Genomic DNA, 20,569 nt, shown 5'->3' with positions numbered 1-20,569 from the left:
CAAAGCCGCCCGGGGGCTGCCGAGCGAACAAAAAAGAAGGCCGGAAGCGCGTGCGCTTCCGGCCCAGGTCGTTCGCAGGAGGAACATGGTTTGGCGGAGGAGGGGGAGAGAGGGAGAGGATCAGGCCCCCCACCCCGCCAAGCTGGTGAAAACTTACATGTTGTAGGCGCGTTCGCCGTGTTCGGAGATGTCGAGGCCTTCGCGCTCGGCTTCTTCGGTCGGACGCAGGCCGATCGTCTTGTCGAGAGCGATGAACAGGACCGCCGAGACGCCGCCCGAGAGCACCAGGGTGACGCACACGGCCTTCACCTGGGTGATGATCTGGGCAACCATGTCATAGGTGCCGGCCTTGGCGGGGAACACGGTGTAGTCGATCCAGCCCTGGCCACCCAGCGAGGGGTCGGCCACGATGGCGGTGCCGATGGCGCCGACGATCCCGCCAACACAGTGCACGCCGAACACGTCGAGCGTGTCGTCATACTTGAGGGCGTTCTTGACGGTGGTGACGAAGAAGAAGCAGATCGGCGAGACGACGAGGCCGAGGACGATGGCGCCCATCGGCGCGGCATAGCCGGCCGCCGGGGTGATCGCGACGAGGCCGGCGACGGCACCCGAGGCAGCGCCCAGCATCGAGGGCTTGCCATGCTTGATCTGTTCGACAACCGACCAGGAAACGGCGGCGGCGGCAGTGGCGACGAAGGTGTTGATGAAGGCGAGCGCGGTGGCCGCGTTCGATTCCAGGCCCGAACCGGCGTTGAAGCCGAACCAGCCCACCCACAGCAGCGAGGCACCGATCATGGTCATGGTCAGCGAGTGCGGCGGGGTGGCTTCCTTGCCAAAGCCCAGGCGCTTGCCGATCACGAGGCAGCCGACGAGGCCAGCGATACCGGCGTTGATGTGCACCACGGTGCCGCCGGCAAAGTCCAGGCCGCCCCAGCCATAGATCAGGCCGGCGTCGGAGGTGTTGGACGACAGGAAGTCAGGACCGGCGAAGTACCACACCATGTGGGCCATCGGGAAATAGACCAGGGTGAGCCACAGCACGGTGAAGATCATCAGCGGGGTGAACTTCACGCGCTCGGCAAAGGCGCCCACGATCAGCGCCGGCGTGATGCAGGCGAAGGTCATCTGGAAGATGACATAGACATATTCGGGCAGGTAGACGTTGTTGGAGAACGTCGCTGCATAAGTCGAGGTGGAAACCCCCGCCAGGAACATCTTGGAGAAGCCGCCGACATAGGGCGAGCCGCCGGTGAAGGCCATCGAATAGCCCCAGCAGACCCAGCACAGCGCCGCGACCGACACGATCATCAGCACCTGCATCAGCACCGAAAGCATGTTCTTGGTGCGCACCAGGCCGCCGTAGAACAGCGCCAGGGCGGGGATGCTCATCATCAGCACCAGAGCGGCCGAGACCAGCATCCAGGCGACGTCACCCTTGTTGACCATGGTGGCCATCTGGTCGGCCGTGGGGGCCTTGATCGGCCCGGTTTGCGCAAAGGCGGCAGAGGCCATGCCGAGGCTGAGCCCGGCTGCCGTCATGCCACTGATCATCTTGCGGATCATATGGTTTCCCCTCTGTTCGGAAGTCACAGCGCCATATCGCCGCTTTCGCCGGTGCGAATGCGCACCGCCGAAGCGAGATCGAGCACGAAGATCTTGCCGTCGCCGATCGCCTCGGTGCTGGCGGTTTGCTGGATGGTCTCGACAATCTGCGCCGCGAGGTCGTCGCTGGCAGCGATTTCGAGCTTCACCTTGGGCAGCATGTTCGTGGAGTATTCGGCGCCGCGGTAGATCTCGGTCTGGCCCTTCTGTCGGCCAAAACCCTTCACTTCCGACACCGTCATCCCAGCAACGCCCAGACCCGACAGCGCTTCACGCACTTCGTCGAGCTTGAACGGCTTGATGATGGCGATGATGAATTTCATTCATGCCCCCTTTCACGGCCTCAACCAGCCGGTGCGGAACCGGCATAAATTGTTAAAGCAAAGGGCGTGCCAAATCCGTTTTCTTACGAAATCAGCGATTCACGGAAACCATATCCATTGTCGAGCGCTTCGCCGCCGCTCGATTCTTGTGCAGCGCACAGAATCTGCCTAAATTTTAGGCAGGAGCTTTCCCACTCAGCCGCAGCCGTGCCCACACCGGCAGGTGATCCGACGCCTGCTGCGCCAGCGGGCTATGGTGCACGCCGATGCCGTCGACCACCCAGTCGTGACTGGCGACGATACGGTCGAGCTGGCCCAGCGGGCGCCGCGCGGGAAAGCTGCGGCCGGGCGCGAGAACTGAAAGATCGCCGGGAAAGGCCTGGAGCGCGCCGCCGCGCGGCGCCCATTCGTTGAAATCGCCCATCAGCACGCGCGGTCCGCGCCCGGCCGCCGCGCAGGCCACGCGCACCTGCTGGCGGCGGCGCAGGCCCGACAGGTCAAGATGCATGCCGATTACGCGCACGCCCTGCCCGGCCCATTCGAGATCCACCGCCACCGCCCCGCGCGGCTCCAGCGTGGGCAGGGGCACGGCATGGCACCCGGTCACCACCAGGTCACGCCGCACCAGGATGACATTGCCATGCCAGCCCAGGCTGCCCGCCCGGCGCGCGCGATCGATCACGCCCGGTGCTACCGCGCGCCACGGGCTGCCGTGCGCGAGCAGTGTGGGCGGGATCACCGCCTCGCGCGTGCCAAAGCGATTGTCCGCTTCCTGCAGCGCGATCACGTCGGCGCCCACCTCGTGCAGCACCATCAGGATACGCTCGGGATCGCAGCGCCGGTCGGCGCCGACGCCCTTGTGGATATTGTAGCTGGCAAACACCAGCGAATCGGCCGCCTGCATGGCCGGCGCCCGCGCGGTCAGAGGAAATCGCGCAGGGTGGCGACGAAGCGATCGAACTGGTCGTGGTGCAACCAGTGCCCGGCGTTCTCGAATTCGACCACCTCGGCCGAGCGGAAGTGCTCGATCCGCCCGTCACGAATCGGATTGCCGGCCCAGGAATCCGCGCCGTTGAGCAGCAGGGTAGGGCTGGTAATCGCCTCCCACAGCTCGTGCTTGCGGTTCTGGGAAATGTCGTAGGGGTGTTCGATGTGCACGTAGGGATCGAACTTCCAGGTAAACGTGCCGTCTTCGTTGCGGTTGATGCCGTGGATCGTCAGATGGCGGGCCTGGGCGTCGTTGATATAGGGGTTCTGCGCCTTCATACGGGCAATCGCCGCCTCGATCGTGGGATAGCGGCGCGGCAGGCGCCCGGCGGCCTTGCGCTTTTCTGCGATGTAATCGCGGATGCGGCGGGCAAAGGGCACGGCGCGCATGCGCGCTTCCCAGTCGGGGGTGGGGAAAATGCCCTCGATCGCCACCAGCTTGGCCACGTCTTCGGGAAACAGCCCGGCATAGCGCAGCGCCACGGCCGCGCCCATCGAATGCGCCACGATGGTCACCGGCGCCAGGCCCAGCTGGTGGATCAACTGCGCCACGTCATAGACCATGTCCATCACGCGATAGTTGCCGTCAGAGGCCCATTCGCTGTCGCCATGGCCGCGATGATCGAGCGCGATGACATGCCAATCCTCGCACAGCGCCTCGGCCGTCCAGTCCCAGCTGCGACAATGGTCGCGCCCGCCATGGATCAGCAGCAGCGGTGGTTTCTCGGCGTTGCCCCAATCCACATAGTGGAGGCGCAGGCGTTGCGAGATGAAGGTGTTCGAGGTGGGACCGAGCAGATTCATGACTCCACCCTGCCCATGCTGCACTGCGCTGGCAAGAGCGGGAACCATGCTGTCACCGACTTGGGGGAAATACCCCAAGGGCATTTGCGCGGACGGCACCCGAGGGATGATGCCGCCAAATCCGCGTTACCCGATCACAAACAGGGTCTTAACGTTCCTTGGTTGCGCTGAACGCCAGGCCGGGGTTGCGTTCCTGCTGATAGCTCACGTCCCAGGCCGAGCGCGCCATGAAGACGGGATCGCCATCGCGGTCCTTGGCCAGGTTCGACAGGTTGAAATCGGCAAAGGCCCGCAAGGCTTCGGGCGTGCCCTTGAGCCAGCGCGCAGTATCGAACGGCGAGGGTTCGAGCACGGCCTCGACCTTGTATTCCGCTTCCAGCCGGCTGATCAGCACGTCGAGCTGCAGCTGCCCGACCACGCCAACGATCCACTGTGAGCCGATTTCCGGGTAGAACACCTGGATCACGCCCTCTTCGGAAAGATCGTCGAGTGCCTTGCGCAATTGCTTGGTCTTGGTCGGGTCTTTCAGCACCACGCGGCGCAGGATTTCGGGCGCGAAGTTGGGCAGCCCGGTAAAGCGCACGTCGTTCTTTTCCGACAGCGTATCGCCCACGCGCAGCGTGCCGTGGTTGGGAATGCCGATGATATCGCCCGCTTCGGCGCTGTCGGCAATCTCGCGGTCCTGGGCAAAGAACAGGATCGGCGAATGCACCGCGATCGGCTTGCCCAGCCCCGAAGGCGTCAGCTTCATGCCGCGCTTGAACGTGCCCGATACCATGCGCATGAACGCGATACGGTCACGGTGCTGCGGGTCCATGTTGGCCTGCACCTTGAAGATGAAGCCGGTCACGTCCTCGCGCGTCGGGTCGATCGTGCCCTGGTCGCTGGCCTGCGGGCGCGGCGGCGGGGCAAAGCGGTCGATCGCGGCGATCAGTTCGGCCACGCCAAAGTTCTTGAGCGCCGATCCGAAATAGACCGGCGTCAGGTCGCCATGGCGATAGGCGGCCAGGTCGAACTGCGGATAGCCTTCACGGCCAAGCTCGATCTCTTCGGCAAATTCATCGGGAATGGCGCCGGCGGCCGGATCGCGCTTGCCCAGGAACTCGCGGCTGTCACCTTCGGGGCGGGCAATGGTTTCGCTGGCAAAGTCATAGACGCCTTCAAAGATGCCGCCCATGCCCACCGGCCAGCTCATCGGCGCAACGTCGAGCGCCAGGGCATCGGCCACCTCGTCAAGCGTTTCGAACACCGGGCGGCCTTCGCGGTCCACCTTGTTGACGAACGTGATGATCGGCACCGAACGCATGCGGCACACTTCGAAAAGCTTGCGCGTCTGCGGCTCGATCCCCTTGGCCGCGTCGATCACCATGATCGCCGAATCGACCGCGGTGAGCGTGCGATAGGTGTCTTCGGAAAAGTCTTCGTGGCCCGGGGTATCGAGCAGGTTGAAGACGGTGCCGTCCTTCTGGAACGTCATCACCGAAGAGGTCACCGAAATGCCGCGCTGCTGCTCGATCTTCATCCAGTCAGACCGGGCACGCCGCGCCTGGCCGCGCGCCTTCACTTCGCCAGCCAGGTGGATGGCGCCGCCTTGCAGCAGCAGCTTTTCCGTCAGCGTGGTCTTGCCCGCGTCGGGGTGGGAAATGATGGCAAAGGTGCGGCGATTGGACATAGTCCGCGCCGCTTAGCCGCCCCTGACGGTCACGTCCATGCGGAAGCTGCGGCTCTCGCCCGGGGCAAGCAGGACGATGCCCGGCTTTTGCGTGATATCGCCGGCAAAGCCTTCGGGATCGGCATGGCCGGCCCAGGGCTCGATGCAGATGTAATGCGCCCCGGGCACCTGCCACAGGCCCAGCATCGCCATGTCGGGGAACGCCACGTCGAGTGCCGGGCCGCCTTCCACGCCATAGGTCAGCGCGCGGCTGGCGAGGTCGGTCCAGATCACCGCGTCGTTGGTGAACAGTTGCTCACGCAGCGGCAGCATGCGGCCGCGCACCGGCGTGGCATAGCGGCGTTCCAGCACCAGCCCGCTCTGCTTGTTGACCCGCGCGATCGGCTCTGGCTCGTCCTTGGTGAAGACCAGGCGGTGGGCGTGCTTGTCAGTGCTGCCTGGAAGCGGCCAGGCAAAGGCGGGGTGATAGCCAAAACTGAACGGCAGCGTTTCATTGCCCGGATTGCTGACCGTAGCAGTCACCGCCAGGGTGGCGCCTTCCACGGCAAAGGCCAGGTCGAGCACGAAAGCAAACGGATAGACCGCGCGCGTTTCTTCCGAATCCTGCAAGCGGAAATGCGCCGTGGCGCCATCATGGGCGACGAGCGCAAAATCAGACCGGCGGGCAAAGCCATGGCGCGGCAGCGTATAGGCCTTGCCAGCGTGATGCAGCGTATCGCCGGCCAGCGAGCCGACGATCGGGAACAGCACCGGGGCATGGCCCGTCCAGAACGCCGGATCGGCATCGGTCATCCACTGTTGCCCGGCGCGGTCGGTGATCGACCACAGCTCTGCCCCCAGCGGATTGATCGCGGCGGTCAGCGTCTCGGACGCGATCGTGACAAGAGCAGGCTGGGTCATGGCCACAGGGTATGGCCAGAGCGCGCGCTCTTCGCAAGTGCGGTATGATCAGGCGTTGCGCGAGTGCCCTTCGACAAGCTCAGGGCGAACGGACACAGGCAAAACCTGAAAACCCCGTTCGGGCTGAGCCTGTCGAAGCCCCAAAGGCTGCCCTAGCCGCGCAGAACCCCGCCCTGCTTGGCCGCAGCGGCCACGATCTTGTCAGAAATCGCCTTGAGGGCGGCTTCGTCAAAGCTCTTGTCACCGGGTTGCAGCGTCACCTCTAGGCCCAAGCTGCGCTGGCCTTCGGGAACGCCCTGGCCGCGGAAATCGTCGAACACCCGGGCAGCGACGATGCTGGCCTTGTCCGCGCCCTTGACCGCGCGCAGCACGTCGCCCGCCGGCACCTTGGCATCGACCAGGAACGCAAAGTCGCGCGTCACGGCCTGGAGCGCGGGCGGGGCAAAGTGCGGACGGGCAAAGCCCGGCGCAGCCTTCTTCGCCGGCACGCGATCGAGGAACAATTCGACCACCGCAACCGGCACATCCAGGCCAAAGGCCTTGGCCGTGGCGGGATGGATCATGCCGAACCGCGCCAGAACCTGCTTGGGGCCAAGGCGCAGCGTGGCCGACTGGCCGGGATGGAACTGGCTGCCCGCCTCGCCCATCACCTGCAGGTTCTCCACCGGAGCGCCGGCCTGGGCCAGCAGGGCCATGGCTTCGGCCTTGGCATCGAACGCGTCGAAAGGCTGCGCCTTGCCGCTGGCCCAGCCACGCGCCGTGCGCTCACCGGCCAGGACCACGGCCAGGCTGAGGCGTTCATCGCTGCTGCCATCGTCGGCGCGCAGATAGCGGCGGCCGATTTCGAACAGGCGCACGCTGGCCGCGCCGCGATCGCAATTGCGCCGTGCCGCCGCCAGCAGGCCGGGCAGCAGCGAGGGGCGCATCGCCTTCAAGTCTTCCGAGATCGGATTGGCCAGCGTCCACACGAATTGCCCATCGGCAAAGTGTTCGGCCTGGGCCGGGGGCAGGAACGACCAGGTCACCGCCTCATGCAGCCCACGCGCGGCCGCGGCGCGGCGCAGGCGGCGTTCAAGCATCTGCACCGGGGTAGCAGTGGGCCGTGCCACGCCATCGGTGCGCGGCAGCGGGGTAGACGGCACGGCATCGAGGCCGTGCACGCGGATCACTTCCTCCACTAGGTCTGGCGCGCCGGCGATGTCAGGGCGCCAGGTCGGCACGGTGACGGTCCAATCCGCGTCCACGCCAAAGCCTAGCGCGGCCAGGATGCGCTTCTGTTCGCCCTGGGCCACGGCAACGCCGCCCAACTGGCCAGCCAGCGCCGGATCATAGGCCAGGCTGCGCTGCACCACCGGGGCCACGCCCACGCGCACCACTTCACTGGCCTGGCCGCCGCAGATCTCGAGGATCAGCGCGGTCAAAAGGTCCATGCCGGTATCGAGGAACGCAGGATCGACCCCGCGCTCGAACCGGCCGCGTGCGTCGCTGGCCAGCGCCAGCGCCTGCCCGGTGCGGGCGATATGCGCCGGGTCGAAATAGGCCACTTCGAGCAGCACATCGGTGGTCGCTTCCGAACAGCCGGAATGCTCGCCGCCCATGATGCCGCCGATATCGTGCACGCCAGCGTCGTCGGCAATCACGGTCATGAACGGCTGGAGCACATATTCCTTGCCGTTGAGCGCGACGACGGTTTCGCCTTCGCGCGCCAGCCGGGCGGTGACGGCGCCGGTCAGCTTGGCCAGGTCATAGGCATGGGCCGGGCGGCCATAGCCGAGCATGACGTAATTTGTGATGTCCACCAGTGCCGAGATCGGGCGCTGGCCGGCAGCCTTGAGCCGGTCCTGCAGCCACTGCGGCGAGGCGCCGTTGGTCACACCCTTGATCACGCGGCCATAGAATGCCGGGCAGCCGGCCGCATCCTCGATGCGGATGTCGATCGGGCACGGTCCGGTGCCGGCCACCGGGGCCACGTCGATGGCGCGGAGCGTGCCGATGCCGGCCGCCGCCAGATCGCGGGCAATGCCATAGACGCCCATGCAATCGGGGCGGTTGGGCGTGATCGCCACGTCGAACACCGGGTCAGACCCGATATAGTCGGCAAACGATTGCCCCAGCGCGGTGTCTTCGGGCAGTTCGATGATGCCGTCGTGTTCCTCGCCCAGGCCCAGTTCGCGGGTGGAGCACATCATGCCGTTGGATTCGACACCGCGAATCGCGCTCTTGCGCAGTTCCATGCCATTGGCCGGAACGACTGCGCCTGGCAGGCCGAGCACGCCAACCAGGCCCGCGCGCGCATTGGGTGCGCCGCAAACCACCTGGAGCGGCGAGCCGTCACCCAGATCGACGCTGAGCACCTGAAGCTTGTCGGCCTGCGGATGCTTTTCCGCCGTCAGCACGCGGGCGACGCGGAACTGCTTGAGCGCGGCCGACGCGTCGGTCACGCTTTCGATTTCCAGGCCCAGGCTGGTGAGCTTTTCGGCAATCTCGGTGGCGCTCGCCTGCGTATCGAGCAGGGCCTTGAGCCATGACAGGGAAAACTTCACGGCTTCACTCCCACGCCGCCCGAAAGGGTGGGCACGTCGAGCGCCCCGAATCCATAGTGGCCGAGCCAGCGGGCATCGCCATCGAAGAAGGCGCGCAGGTCATCGAGGCCGTACTTGAGCATGGCCAGGCGATCGACGCCGGTGCCAAAGGCAAAGCCCTGCCATTCATCGGGATCGAGCCCGCCAAATTCGATCACCTTGCGGTTGACCATGCCCGAGCCCAAGACTTCCATCCAGCCGCCGCCCGGCGCATCGCCGCTGCCGCCGACCACGCGCTTGCCACCCACCAGCGTATAGCCCACGTCCACTTCCACCGAGGGTTCGGTGAACGGGAAATAGCTGGGGCGCAGGCGCAGGACGATATCGTCGCGCTCGAAGAAGGCCTTGAGGAAGGTTTCCAGCGTCCACTTGAGGTGGCCCAGGTGAATGCCCTTGTCGATCACCAGGCCTTCGATCTGGTGGAACATCGGCGTGTGCGTGGCGTCGCTGTCAGAACGATAGACGCGGCCCGGCGCGATGATGCGCAAGGGCGCACCGTCTTTCAGCATGGCACGGATCTGCACCGGCGAGGTGTGCGTGCGCAACAGCATGTCGCGCCCCTGCCCGTCCTTGTCCGGGAAATAGAACGTGTCGTGCATCGCCCGCGCCGGATGCGTTTCGGGCATGTTGAGCGCAGTGAAGTTGTGCCAATCGTCTTCGATTTCCGGGCCGCTGGCCACGGCAAAGCCCATGTCGGCAAAGATTTCGGCCAGTTCGTCCATCACCTGGCTGACTGGATGGACGCTGCCGCGCGGGCTTTCCGGCGCGGGCAGCGACAGGTCTACCGCCTCGGCCGCCAGGCGCGCATCGAGCACGGCGCTTTCCAGCGCAGCCTTGCGGGCGGCAAGCGCAGTGGTCACCGCCTCGCGCGCGCCGTGAATCTGCGGGCCCTTGGCCTGGCGCTCTTCCGGGCTCAACTGGCCCATGATCTTGAGCAGGGCGGAAACCCAGCCCTGCTTGCCAAGCGCGGACACGCGGATCGCCTCCAGCGCATCGAGCGTGGTGGCATCGGCAATGGCGCCAAGCGTTTCGGCCTGCTGTTGGTCTAGCTGTTCCATCGCGCCTGCCGCTAGCGCTTTGCGGGGCAGAAGGGAAGATGGGTTGCGTGTGTTGGGGAGTGGCAACATGCCCTCCCCCAACCCCTCCCGCAAGCGGGAGGGGAGTCTGGTTGTTCTCCCCCTCCCGCCTGAGGGAGAGGGTCTGGGGGAGGGCATGTTCGCGGAAACCCCCAAAAGCAAAAGGCGCCCGCTCCTTTCGGAACGAGCGCCTTGCAAAGCTGTATCGCTATGGCGATCAGGCGGCCGGAAGGGCAGCCTTGGCCTGGGCGATCACGGCCGCGAACACGCCGCCTTCGTTCATGGCGAGATCCGCCATGGCCTTGCGATCGAGTTCGATGCCAGCAAGCTTGGTGCCGTGGATGAACTGCGAATAGGTCAGGCCTTCAGCGCGGACGGCCGCGTTGATGCGCTGGATCCACAGAGCACGGAACGTGCGCTTCTTGACCTTGCGGTCGCGGTACGCGTACTGACCAGCCTTTTCAACGGCTTGGCGGGCAACGCGGATCGTGTTCTTGCGACGGCCGCGGTAACCCTTGGCCTGGTCGAGAATACGCTTATGCTTGGCACGCGTGGTGGTGCCGCGCTTGATACGGGACATGGATCAGCCTCCTCAGTTCAGCCCGTAGGGCGCCCACTTCTTGATCACCTTCGCGTCAGCGTCGGAGATCACGTCGGTGCCGCGGTTCTGGCGGATGTACTTGGCGTTGTGGCTGATCAGGCGGTGGCGCTTGCCGGCCACGCCGTGCTTCACCTTGCCCGTAGCGGTAAGCTTGAAGCGCTTCTTCACACCGCTCTTGGTCTTGAGCTTGGGCATTTTCGTCTCCTTGTTCGACGCGGTGTACCTGCCGTGGCAGCCCTATGTGGCCAGGCAGGAACGCAGATCCGCGTGGATTGAAGGGGCGGCCCTTAACGAGGGTGGGCCGGTTTGGCAACTTGATTCGGGCGGGTGGGGAACTGCCCCTCCACCACCCGCTGCGCGGGCGGTCCCTCTCCCCACGCTGTGGGGAGGATAAGGAAGGTCCTCCCCGCTTGGCGGGGAGGTGGCAGCCCGCAGGCCTGACGGAGGGGCAACAGGTCAGCCGATATCGTCCAGATTGAACGGCGTGGTCTGATAGACTTCGTTGATCCAGTTGCCGAACAATTGGTGGCCATAGGTGCGCCAGGTGTTGCGCGGCAGTTGGGCCGGATCGTTGTGCGGATAATAGTGACGCGGCACGATCCGTTCGCCGTCGCGGCGATATTCGGTATCGAGCGTGAGCGTATCGTATTCCAGATGGTTGAACATGTGGATGGCACGATGGGCCGGATCATCGACCAGGCACGGCCCGACCTCTTCACTGTCGAGCAATACGGCAAGGCCGGCGGGCAGGTCTGCGGCGCGAATCTCGCTCCAGCGCGAAACCGGCACGGGCACCACGTCAGACATGCCGCGCAGCCAGGGGCTGGCCGGGGCGCGGTTGACGTGATCGAACACGCCATGCGCCTTGGCCCCCAGGGCATGCTTGGGCACCCCGTGGAAATGCGCCAGCGCCGCCATGGCGCCCCAACAGATCGTCAGCAGGCGGTGGCAGTGGGTCTGGCTCCAGTCAAAGATCTGGCGCAACTCGTCCCAATAGGTCACCTCGCCATAGTCCATCGTTTCGACCGGCGCGCCGGTGACGATCAGGCCATCGAAGCGCTCTGCGCGCACGGCGGAAAACGGCGAATAGAATTCCGCCAGATGCCCGGCCGAGGTGGTCTTGCTGACATGGCCCGACAGGCGCACCAGCTTCAGCTCGATCTGCAGTGGCGTGGCGCCAAGCAGGCGCGCCACCTGGGTTTCGGTGGTGATCTTGTCGGGCATCAAGTTAAGCAGGGCGATGCGCAAGGGGCGGATATCCTGCCGCGCGGCCTCGGTTTCGCCCATCACGATCACGCCTTCGGCTTCCAGCGTGCGGCGGGCGGGGAGGTTATCGGCGATCCTGATCGGCACGGGCGTAGCTTTCCTTCAAATCCTGCACAGCCAAATCCTGTACAGCGCGAGAGGAGGGAAAGACGCCTGGGGCTTGCTCCGCTTGGTTGCCGGATCGGCCACATCCTCCCGTCAGGGAGCGCCACCTTGCCCGGAAACCGGCAGGTTGGCGTTGGGGCGTCGCCCCCAACTCTCGATGCTGGCGCCCATGTAGCGGGCGCCCATGCGCATTGCAAGGCGTGCCCGGAACGCTACGGAACCGGCGGCAAGGATCGCTTTACCCCTTGCTCATGAGAATGAATCGCATTACCTTGCGAATCGTTCTCATGAGCGAAAGCACTCAGCGCCATGTACATCTGCATCTGCAATGCCATCCGCGAGAAAGATCTGCGCCAGGCCGCCCGTTGCCACGCCCGCGGCGATGCCGAAGCGCTCTATGGAACGCTGGGCTGCCAGGCACAGTGCCGACAGTGCCTGGACGATGCCGACGACGTGGTGGCCGACGAGCGCGCCTGCGCGATGGCGTGATAAGGCGGACCGTGGTGCGCGGCGCAACTGCGCATTGCCCCGGCTCCCTCGCTCGCTTACCCTGCCTTCCAGTTCAACGGCATAGGAAGGTTCGGCCATGAAGGGCGATGCCAAGGTCATCGAGTTTCTGAACAAGGCCCTGTTCAACGAACTGACCGCGATCAACCAATACTGGCTGCACTATCGCCTGCTCTCGCACTGGGGCGTGAAGAAGCTCGCTGATTTCGAACGGCACGAATCGATTGACGAGATGAAGCACGCCGATCTCCTGGCCGATCGCATCCTGTTCCTGGATGGGTTGCCCAATTTCCAGGCGCTGGGCCGTCTGAAAGTGGGCGAGTCGGTGGAGGAAGTGCTCAAGGCCGACCTCGCCCTGGAATACGAGGCGGTGCCGCTGCTGAAAGACGGCATCGCCCATTGTGAGACGGTGCGCGACTATGTCAGCCGCGATCTGCTGCAAAAGATCCTCGAAAGCGAGGAAGAGCATATCGATACCCTGGAAACCCAGCTTGATCTGATCAAGCAGATGGGCATCCACAACTATATCCAGTTGAACAGCCAGGCGGCGGAGGATTAAGTTTTCGGGGCTTGGTCGGGGAACATGCCCTCCCCCAGCCCCTCCCGCAGGCGGGAGGGGAGTTTTGAAGGATAGCCCCGAAGCGCAGCTTCAAATCCCCCTCCCGCACGCGGGAGGGGTTAGGGGAGGGCTTGTTGCTTACTGCGCCGGCTTCACCACCTCGCCACCCTTCATCACGAAAGCGACGTGTTCCAGCGTGCGCACGTCAGCCAGCGGATCGCCGTCGACGGCGATGAGATCGCCATAACGGCCCGTGGCAATGGCGCCCACGTCAGCCGTGCGGTCGAGCGCTTCGGCGGCGCTCTTGGTGGCGGCCTGGATCGCCTCGATCGGGGTCATGCCCCATTCCACCATCTTGGCGAACTGGCGCGCGTTGTAGCCGTTGGGATAGACGCCGCCATCGGTGCCGAACAGCAGCTTGACCCCGGCAGCATGGGCTGCGCGGAAGGTTTCGCGCTGCTTGCGGCCGATCATCTTTTCCTTGGCCAGACTTTCCGGGAAGACGCCGTTCTTCTCGCCTTCGGCCAGGATATAGTCGTCGTTGTAGATATCCATGTCGAGCCAGGCGCCCTTGGCCTTGGCCAGCTTGAAGCTTTCCTCGTCAGCGAGGCTGGCGTGCTCGATCGTGTCGATCCCGGCGCGCAGCGCGTCGTTGATGCCAGCCTTGCCATGGGCATGGGCCGCCACGCGCATGCCGAGCATGTGCGCCTCGTCGGCCACGGCCTTCAATTCGTCAAAGCTCATCTGCTGGGCGCCGACCGAATCGGTCTTGGAAAAGACGCCGCCGGTGGCGCAGATCTTGATCACTTCGGCGCCATACTTGCGCACCTTGCGCACCAGCGCGCGGAACTCTTCGGGCGTGTTGGCGATCTGCGGCGAAGGCACGGTGATCGAGGGCGGGAATTCGGTAGAATCGCAATGGCCGCCCGTGGCGCCCAGGGCATAGGTCGCCGGCACGATGCGGGGCCCGGGCACATAGCCCAGTTCGATCCCCTGCTTGAGCGCGACATCGTCATAGTTGGCCGAGCCGACGTTGCGCACCGTGGTAAAGCCGGCTTCCACCGTCTTGCGGGCATTGGCCACCCCGATCACGGTGGACAGGTTGTCGGTGAACTCCAGTCCGCGATAGCCGCTGAGCGTGGGATCGCCGGTCAGGTGCACGTGCATATCGATCAGGCCGGGCAGCAGCGTGCGCTGTCCCAGATCGACCACTTCGGCCCCGGCGGGCACAGCATCGCCACTCTTGCCAACAGCCGTGATACGGCCATCGGTGATCACCACTTGCGCGCCATCGACCCGCTTGCCCGCCAGCACGTCGATCATGTGCGCGGCGCGCACCACCACGGTCTTGGCCTGCGCGCTGCCGGTTGCCAGCGCCACCAGCGCGGCCGCTCCCAGCGCCACGCTCTTTATCGTTGTCATGCACCATCCTCTTGTTGGGGGATGGTGGGCAAGGTTGCATGGGTAACGATATTGAACAAGTGTCTAATCGGCCGCCATCATTCGGCGTAGATCATCTTGCGGGTCATGCCGCCGTCCACCGCGATCTGCTGCCCAGTGACGAAGCCGGCATCCGGGCTGGCGAGCCAGGCAATGGTGGTGGCAATGTCCTGCACCGTGCCAACACGCCCGGCAGGATGCTGCTCCCGATCGACCGCGCGATGATCGGGTTCATGGGCGCGGTCGGCGCGCTGCCAAGGGCCGGTTTCGATCCAGCCCGGCAGCACGGCGTTGACCCGCACCTTCGGCCCCAGCCCCACCGCCATGGCATGGGTGAGCGCGCAGAGGCCGCCCTTGGCCGCAGCATAGGCATATGTATCGGGTTCGGACTGCAAGGCCCGCGTTGACGCGATGTTGACCACGCTGGCGCCGCTGCGCCGTTGCAGCAAGGGCAGGGCCGCACGGCTGCACAGGAACGCGGCGGTGAGCGAAGCATCGATCCAGCGCTGCCAGTCCGCCAGGGCCAGGTCTTCCAGCGGGCCGCAATAGGGATCGGCGATGCCGGCGTTGTTGACCAGGCAATCGATACCATCGCCTGCCCAGGCGGCAATGCGGGCAAAGGCGCGGGCCACGGGCTTTTCCCGGCCCACTTCGCAAGCGATCGTCAAGCCCTGCCCGCGCGGCAGCATGGCCCCCAGTTCCTTGAGCGCCTTGGCATCGCGATCAAGCGCGACCACGCGCCAGCCGAGTGCGGCAAAGTGCAAGGCGGTACCCCGGCCGATACCGGCGCCCGCGCCCGTGATCACGATGGTGGATGCAGCGGTCGTCATGCCAGGCACAACGCGGCCAAAGCCGTTCAGTGCCGGTGGCTATGCCCTGCGGCCAGCGCTTCGATCGCATCTTCCAGCCGTGCCGGATCGCCCAAGGCAAGGACGTGGCCTTCCGAACCGATATGCAGCGGATCGCCATTCCAATCGGACATCGTGCCGCCGGCCCCTTCGACCACTGGCACCAGCGCGGCCCAATCGTGCAGCTTGAGGCCCGCCTCGCACACGATGTCGAGCTGGCCAGTGGCGAGCATGGCATAGTTGTAGGAATCGCCACCCATCACCATGCGGCGGTAATCGGTCTGGCCGGCCAGCGCCATGAAGTGATCGCCTTCATGCTGGCTGAAATAGTGCGGCCCGGTGGTGGCGATCGTCGCCTCGGCCAGTTCGCGGCAGGGGCGGGTCTTTACCGGCTGGCCGTTGAGCGTAGTTTCGCGGCCCGAGGCGCCCAGCCAGCGTTCGTTGGCAATCGGCTGGTCGATCACGCCCATCACCGGAAAGCCATCGACCAAGAGCGCGATCAGCGTGCCGAACAGCGCGCGCCCGGCGAGGAAGCCGGCCGTGCCATCGATCGGATCGAGCACCCAGCTGCGGCCCGAAGTGCCCTCGCGCGTGCCGAATTCCTCGCCGATGACGGTGTCATCAGGGCGCTCTGCGGCCAGAATGGTACGCATCGCCTCTTCTGCCGCGCGGTCTGCCAGGGTCACCGGCGTGGCATCCCCCTTGCGTTCGGCGGTCACGCTGCGAAAATAGGGCCGGATCGCGGCGCCGGCAGCGTCGGCCAGGCGGTGGGCCAGGGCAATGTCGTCATCGAGCTTCATGGCCCAGTGCTTTGCCGATCGGGCCGAAGCGGTCAAGAACGTTGCTCCGGCCCGGTGCGGCACGGCGGCAGTACAGGGGCAGGATGCAACATTTGAGGTTTGCGAAAGGCGGACAAGAGAGCAAGCAGGGCATTCAGGGGGCAAAGCAAGCATGAGTCGCCAGATCAGGCCGGCTGTGGACCGGGCGATTGCGCCGGCCGCGGGATTCACCCGCCAGGGGCAGCCACTGTCTTACAACCGCGCGCCAGCGCCCGACCTGGCGCCGTGGATCGGCCGTTTCTATGTCACCGTGGTCGATGCCCCGGCGGGCCATGCCCTGCAATGCGGGTTGCTGGCCGATACCGCCTGCATCCGCGTGCAACTGCGCGGGGAATGGACGGCGCAGACCCGCGATGGCTTGCGCGCGCTGGGCCGGGCGGCGCTGGTGTTTGGCCCCAATACCCAGCGCATGGCCGTGGGCGTAACCGGCAGCTTTACCAGCGTGGGCGCCGTGTTGCGTCCGGGCGCGGCCCACGTTCTGGCCCGCCTGCCCGAGGCCGAACTGACCGACCGCTTTGCCACGATCGACCAGCTGGGCCTGAACCCGGATCACTGGCTGGAGATGTTCGATCCGGCCGCCTCGCCCGAAGACTGGTGCCAGGCGATGGAAGAGGCCCTGCGCGCGGTGATCGCCTGGCGCGGCACAGCAGAACCCGATGCGGTTTCCGCCCGTTTCGAAGCGGCAGCGCTGGCCAACCCCGCCATCGGCGTGGGCGAATTTGCCCAGCAATGCGGGATCGAGCAGCGCCGGCTGGAGCGGATCGTGCGGCGCGATTTCGGCATGACGCCCAAGCAGGTGCTGCGCCGCGCCCGCGCGCTCGACATGGCGAGCCACCTGCGCGGCGTGGCCGACGATGCGGAAGGGGAAACCCTGGCGCTGCGCTATTACGACCAGAGCCATCTGATCCGGGAATTCACCGCAATGTTCAGCATGTCGCCGCGCCAGTTCGTCGATCTGGCGCAGCCGCTGATGACGCTGTCGCTGGAAACCCGCCAGGCGCGCCGCCTGGAAATGACCGAGCGGATTGCACCGGGCGGCATCCGGCCCTGGCAGTAATACCCAGGACCGGATCGCGCGGGATCAGTCGAACAGGCTGGAGACCGAGCTTTCGTCGGCAATGCGGCGGATCGCCTCGCCGATCAGCGGAGCGATGGTCAGGATGCGGATGCTGTCGCAGTCCTTGGTCGCTTCGGTCGGCAGGATGGTGTCGGTGATCACCAGTTCCTTGAGCGCCGAATTGCCGACGCGGGCCACAGCCGCGCCCGACAGCACGCCGTGGGTGATATAGGCCGCGACCCCGGCCGCACCGGCATCCATGAGGGCCTGCGCCGCGTTGCACAGCGTGCCGCCCGAATCGATGATATCGTCGATCAGGATGCACATGCGGCCCTTCACGTCGCCGATGATGTTCATCACTTCGGACTGGCCGGGACGATCGCGACGCTTGTCGACGATGGCCAGCGGCGCGTTGTCGAGCCGCTTGGCCAGGGCGCGGGCGCGCACCACGCCGCCAACGTCGGGCGAGACAACCATCAGTTCCTGCCCGCCGTAACGGGTCTGGATATCGGCGGCCATGACCGGGGCGGCAAACAGGTTGTCCGTCGGGATATCGAAGAAGCCCTGGATCTGCCCGGCATGGAGATCGACCGCGAGCACGCGATCGGCCCCGGCCGTGGTGATCAGGTTGGCCACCAGCTTGGCCGAGATCGGCGTGCGCGGCCCCGGCTTGCGGTCCTGGCGGGCATAGCCGAAGTAAGGCACCACGGCGGTGATCCGCTTGGCCGAGGCGCGGCGCAGCGCATCGATGCAGATCAGCAGCTCGAGCAGGTTGTCGTTGGCGGGATAGCTGGTGGACTGCACCAGGAAGACATCTTCGCCGCGCACGTTCTCGTGGATTTCCACGAAGACTTCCTCGTCGGCAAAGCGGCGCACCGAGGCGTCGGTCAGCGGCAGTTCCAGATAGGCCGCAATGGCGCGGGCCAGCGGCAGGTTGCCGTTGCCGGACATGATCTTCATGGCGTTTCCCTCGAGTCCTTTGGTGATCCTGATCCTCGCGCCGCCCTTAGCCCAAGATGACAGTTTTGCAACGCCCCAGCGTCCCAAACGCGCCGCAAACAGGCCGTTTTGCGCTCCACCACGGCACAGCACCCCTTGCCCGCCATGGCTGATGCCGCCTAGGGTCTGGCCATGGCCGACACACTGATCATCACGCTTGCACAACTCAACCAAAGGGTTGGCGATCTTGCCGCCAACGCCGCCGCGATGCTGGAGGTGCGGGCAAAGGCGCCGCGCAGCGACCTGATCGTCTTTCCCGAAATGCAGCTGATCGGCTATCCGCCCGAAGACCTGATCCTGAAACCCGCGCTGATCGAACGCGCGGCGGTGGAACTGGAACAGCTGGCGCGCGCCACCGCCGATGGCGGCCCGGCGATGCTGGTGGGATCGGTGTTCGTGCGCGACGGCGCGCTGCACAACGGCGTGGCGCTGCTCGATGGCGGCAAGATCGTGGCCACGCGCTTCAAGTACGAGCTGCCCAACTATGGCACGTTCGATGAAAAGCGCCTGTTCCTGCCCGGCCCGCTGCCCGAACCGGTGCCGTTTCGCGGCGCCGTGCTGGGCCTGCCGATCTGCGAGGATATCTGGCATCCCGACGTGTGCCGCCACCTGGCGCAGCTGGGCGCGGAAATCTTCCTGTGCGTCAACGGCAGCCCTTACGAGATCGACAAGGACGTGCTGCGCATCGATGGCGTGGCCAAGCGCCGCGCGATCGATACCGGCATTCCGCTCGCCTATGTCAACCGCGTCGGCGGCCAGGACGAGGTGGTTTTCGATGGTGCCAGCTTCGTCGTCGGCCCCGAAGGCGCGCTGTGGGCGCAGCTTCCCGAATGGGAAGAGGCCGTGGTCGAAACGGTGTGGAACAAGGTGCCGTTCGGCAACGGCCACCGCTGGCGCTGCCAGGCAGCCGAGGTTGCCGAGCCAACCGAGCATCCCGAAGATATTTATTGCGCCATGGTCATGGCGCTGCGCGACTATGTGAACAAGAACCGCTTTCCCGGCGTGCTGCTCGGGCTTTCCGGCGGGATCGATTCGGCGCTCTGCGCGGCGATCGCGGTCGATGCGCTGGGCGCTGATCGGGTGTGGTGCGTGATGCTGCCCAGCCGCTATACCAGCCAGGAAAGCCTGGACGATGCCGCAGGCTGTGCCCAGATGCTGGGCGTGCGGCTCGATACCGTGCCGATCGCGCCGGCGGTGGACGGCTTTACCGAAATGTTGGCGCCGCTGTTTGCCGGGCGAGAGCCCGACCTGACCGAGGAAAACCTGCAATCGCGCATCCGCGGCACCACGCTGATGGCGCTGTCCAACAAGTTCGGGCCAATGCTGGTCACCACCGGCAACAAGAGCGAGATGAGCGTGGGCTATGCCACCATCTATGGTGACATGAACGGCGGCTACAACCCGCTCAAAGATGCCTACAAGACCACGGTCTTTGCCCTCTCGCGCTGGCGCAATGAACACCGCCCACGCATCGGCATGGGACCGGACGGGCCGGTGATGCCCGAGCGGATCATCACCAAGCCGCCCAGCGCCGAACTGCGCCCCGACCAGAAGGATGAGGATTCGCTGCCGCCCTATGACGTGCTCGATGCCATCCTGCTGGGCCTGGTGGAGCACGAAAAGAGCGTATCGCAGATCACCGCTGAAGGGTTCGAGCGGGCCACGGTGGAACGCATCGAACGGCTGCTGCACCTAGCCGAGTACAAGCGGCGCCAGGCCCCGCCGGGGGTGAAACTGGGCATGCGGAATTTCGGCCGGGACCGGCGCTATCCGATCACGCAGGGCTTCCGCACGGCCTGACATCCTTTCACGCTACGTTTCCAGACGCCGGCTGCCCCTGGGGTGGCCGGCGTTTGTTGTTGCGCTCAAGCGTGCCATTTTTGCGAATGATTCGCATTGACGATGCGGGGCCGCCGCCGTACGCTGCGAATCGTTCTCAAAAAGGAGTGCCGCTCTTGTCCACTTCGACCACTGCATCGGCTGCGGCCACGATTGCCGCGTTGGCCCGCCCCCAGGATGTGCGGGCACTGTCCCTGACAGCCCTGCACGTGGTCATGGCCATGCGCCTGTCGGCCCTGTTCGAGCGCGCGGGGCGCGACCCTATCCCCGACTTGGCGCAACGCTATCGCAGCATCGAAACCGCCGCCGCAGTCCATGCGCTGGTGCGCCGCGTGATCCGCACCTGGCCCGAACGCTTCCTCGTCAACCGTCCGTGCCAGCTTACCATGACGCCCGACGAGGCAACGCTGGCGGCCATGGTGCGCCATGCCCTGCTGGCCGATAACGAGGGTTTTGCCGGCATGCTGCAGGGGTTCGTTCGGGCCGACCGGCAGGACGGCCTCTACCACGCCACCCAACACGCGGCCGCGTTGCTGTCAGGACGCAGCGCGTAACCGCGT

The 20,569-nt window shown here is 65.6% G+C and carries 20 protein-coding genes and 1 riboswitch; of the genes, 5 read left to right on the top strand and 15 right to left on the bottom strand.

Annotated features, from left to right (window positions below):
- Positions 1–153 precede the first annotated feature (153 nt).
- From C8K14_RS09380 to C8K14_RS09330, 11 genes are all read right to left on the bottom strand, one after another.
- Positions 154–1,566, bottom strand: coding sequence for an ammonium transporter (locus tag C8K14_RS09380; protein ID WP_107716457.1), 1,413 nt, complete (start codon positions 1,564–1,566; stop codon positions 154–156).
- Between the two features lie 23 nt (positions 1,567–1,589).
- Complete coding sequence (locus C8K14_RS09375) at positions 1,590–1,928, bottom strand: P-II family nitrogen regulator (protein WP_022674711.1); 339 nt, start codon at positions 1,926–1,928, stop codon at positions 1,590–1,592.
- 175 nt (positions 1,929–2,103) lie between these two features.
- The gene (locus C8K14_RS09370) at positions 2,104–2,832 is read right to left on the bottom strand and encodes an endonuclease/exonuclease/phosphatase family protein (RefSeq protein ID WP_107716456.1); all 729 of its coding nucleotides are present in this window, start codon (positions 2,830–2,832) and stop codon (positions 2,104–2,106) included.
- A gap of 17 nt (positions 2,833–2,849) precedes the next feature.
- Complete coding sequence (locus C8K14_RS09365; RefSeq protein ID WP_022676508.1) at positions 2,850–3,719, bottom strand: alpha/beta fold hydrolase; 870 nt, start codon at positions 3,717–3,719, stop codon at positions 2,850–2,852.
- Between the two features lie 148 nt (positions 3,720–3,867).
- Complete coding sequence (locus C8K14_RS09360; RefSeq protein WP_107716455.1) at positions 3,868–5,391, bottom strand: peptide chain release factor 3; 1,524 nt, start codon at positions 5,389–5,391, stop codon at positions 3,868–3,870.
- A 12-nt stretch (positions 5,392–5,403) separates the two neighbouring features.
- The gene (locus C8K14_RS09355; RefSeq protein WP_107716454.1) at positions 5,404–6,291 is read right to left on the bottom strand and encodes an aldose 1-epimerase family protein; all 888 of its coding nucleotides are present in this window, start codon (positions 6,289–6,291) and stop codon (positions 5,404–5,406) included.
- A 152-nt stretch (positions 6,292–6,443) separates the two neighbouring features.
- On the bottom strand, positions 6,444–8,834 hold the full coding sequence (gene pheT, locus C8K14_RS09350; RefSeq protein WP_107716453.1) for a phenylalanine--tRNA ligase subunit beta: 2,391 nt from the start codon (positions 8,832–8,834) through the stop codon (positions 6,444–6,446).
- Positions 8,831–9,931 carry a phenylalanine--tRNA ligase subunit alpha gene (gene pheS, locus C8K14_RS09345; protein WP_107716452.1) on the bottom strand — a complete coding sequence of 367 codons (1,101 nt, stop codon included), beginning with the start codon at positions 9,929–9,931 and terminating at the stop codon, positions 8,831–8,833. The genes pheT and pheS overlap by 4 nt, the downstream gene beginning before the upstream one ends.
- Before the next feature lie 235 nt (positions 9,932–10,166).
- Entirely contained in the window at positions 10,167–10,529 is a 363-nt protein-coding gene (rplT, locus tag C8K14_RS09340) for a 50S ribosomal protein L20 (protein WP_022676504.1), read from the bottom strand.
- Positions 10,530–10,541: 12 nt separating this feature from the next.
- Positions 10,542–10,745: a 50S ribosomal protein L35 gene (gene rpmI, locus C8K14_RS09335; protein ID WP_022676503.1), complete on the bottom strand. Its 204-nt coding sequence runs from the start codon at positions 10,743–10,745 to the stop codon at positions 10,542–10,544.
- Between the two features lie 261 nt (positions 10,746–11,006).
- On the bottom strand, positions 11,007–11,903 hold the full coding sequence (locus tag C8K14_RS09330; RefSeq protein ID WP_107716451.1) for a homoserine O-succinyltransferase: 897 nt from the start codon (positions 11,901–11,903) through the stop codon (positions 11,007–11,009).
- Positions 11,904–11,975: 72 nt separating this feature from the next.
- Positions 11,976–12,087: riboswitch (SAM-I-IV-variant riboswitch) on the bottom strand.
- 143 nt (positions 12,088–12,230) lie between these two features.
- On the opposite strand from C8K14_RS09330, the gene C8K14_RS09325 reads away from it, so the two are divergent.
- Together C8K14_RS09325 and bfr are read left to right on the top strand one after the other, a co-directional pair.
- A complete protein-coding gene (locus C8K14_RS09325; RefSeq protein WP_022676501.1) occupies positions 12,231–12,410 on the top strand; it encodes a bacterioferritin-associated ferredoxin in 180 nt (59 codons plus the stop codon).
- A gap of 97 nt (positions 12,411–12,507) precedes the next feature.
- Positions 12,508–12,987 (top strand): bacterioferritin, encoded by a 480-nt coding sequence (gene bfr / locus C8K14_RS09320; RefSeq protein WP_022676500.1) that lies wholly within the window; start codon positions 12,508–12,510, stop codon positions 12,985–12,987.
- Positions 12,988–13,125: 138 nt separating this feature from the next.
- Here bfr and C8K14_RS09315 read toward each other — a convergent pair whose 3' ends face one another.
- From C8K14_RS09315 to C8K14_RS09305, 3 genes are all read right to left on the bottom strand, one after another.
- Positions 13,126–14,409 (bottom strand): amidohydrolase family protein, encoded by a 1,284-nt coding sequence (locus C8K14_RS09315; RefSeq protein WP_107716450.1) that lies wholly within the window; start codon positions 14,407–14,409, stop codon positions 13,126–13,128.
- A gap of 77 nt (positions 14,410–14,486) precedes the next feature.
- Complete coding sequence (locus C8K14_RS09310) at positions 14,487–15,257, bottom strand: SDR family NAD(P)-dependent oxidoreductase (protein ID WP_107716449.1); 771 nt, start codon at positions 15,255–15,257, stop codon at positions 14,487–14,489.
- 26 nt (positions 15,258–15,283) lie between these two features.
- The gene (locus tag C8K14_RS09305) at positions 15,284–16,075 is read right to left on the bottom strand and encodes an inositol monophosphatase family protein (RefSeq protein WP_107716448.1); all 792 of its coding nucleotides are present in this window, start codon (positions 16,073–16,075) and stop codon (positions 15,284–15,286) included.
- A gap of 151 nt (positions 16,076–16,226) precedes the next feature.
- Here C8K14_RS09305 and C8K14_RS09300 point away from each other — a divergent pair, with 151 nt between their 5' ends.
- Positions 16,227–17,171, top strand: coding sequence for a helix-turn-helix domain-containing protein (locus tag C8K14_RS09300; RefSeq protein WP_107716447.1), 945 nt, complete (start codon positions 16,227–16,229; stop codon positions 17,169–17,171).
- 24 nt (positions 17,172–17,195) lie between these two features.
- On the opposite strand, the gene C8K14_RS09295 is transcribed toward C8K14_RS09300, so the two are convergent.
- Positions 17,196–18,131, bottom strand: a complete 936-nt coding sequence (locus C8K14_RS09295) for a ribose-phosphate pyrophosphokinase (protein ID WP_022676495.1) — start codon at positions 18,129–18,131, stop codon at positions 17,196–17,198.
- 171 nt (positions 18,132–18,302) lie between these two features.
- On the opposite strand from C8K14_RS09295, the gene C8K14_RS09290 reads away from it, so the two are divergent.
- Together C8K14_RS09290 and C8K14_RS09285 are read left to right on the top strand one after the other, a co-directional pair.
- Positions 18,303–19,970, top strand: coding sequence for an NAD+ synthase (locus C8K14_RS09290; RefSeq protein WP_107716446.1), 1,668 nt, complete (start codon positions 18,303–18,305; stop codon positions 19,968–19,970).
- Positions 19,971–20,116: 146 nt separating this feature from the next.
- Positions 20,117–20,563 carry a hypothetical protein gene (locus tag C8K14_RS09285; RefSeq protein WP_107716533.1) on the top strand — a complete coding sequence of 149 codons (447 nt, stop codon included), beginning with the start codon at positions 20,117–20,119 and terminating at the stop codon, positions 20,561–20,563.
- Positions 20,564–20,569 lie beyond the last annotated feature (6 nt).

Source organism: Novosphingobium sp. GV079, assembly GCF_003058045.1.
GTDB lineage: Bacteria > Pseudomonadota > Alphaproteobacteria > Sphingomonadales > Sphingomonadaceae > Novosphingobium > Novosphingobium capsulatum.
The sequence above is the reverse complement of the archived record's forward strand: the minus strand, read 5'-3'. Positions and strand labels throughout refer to the sequence as shown.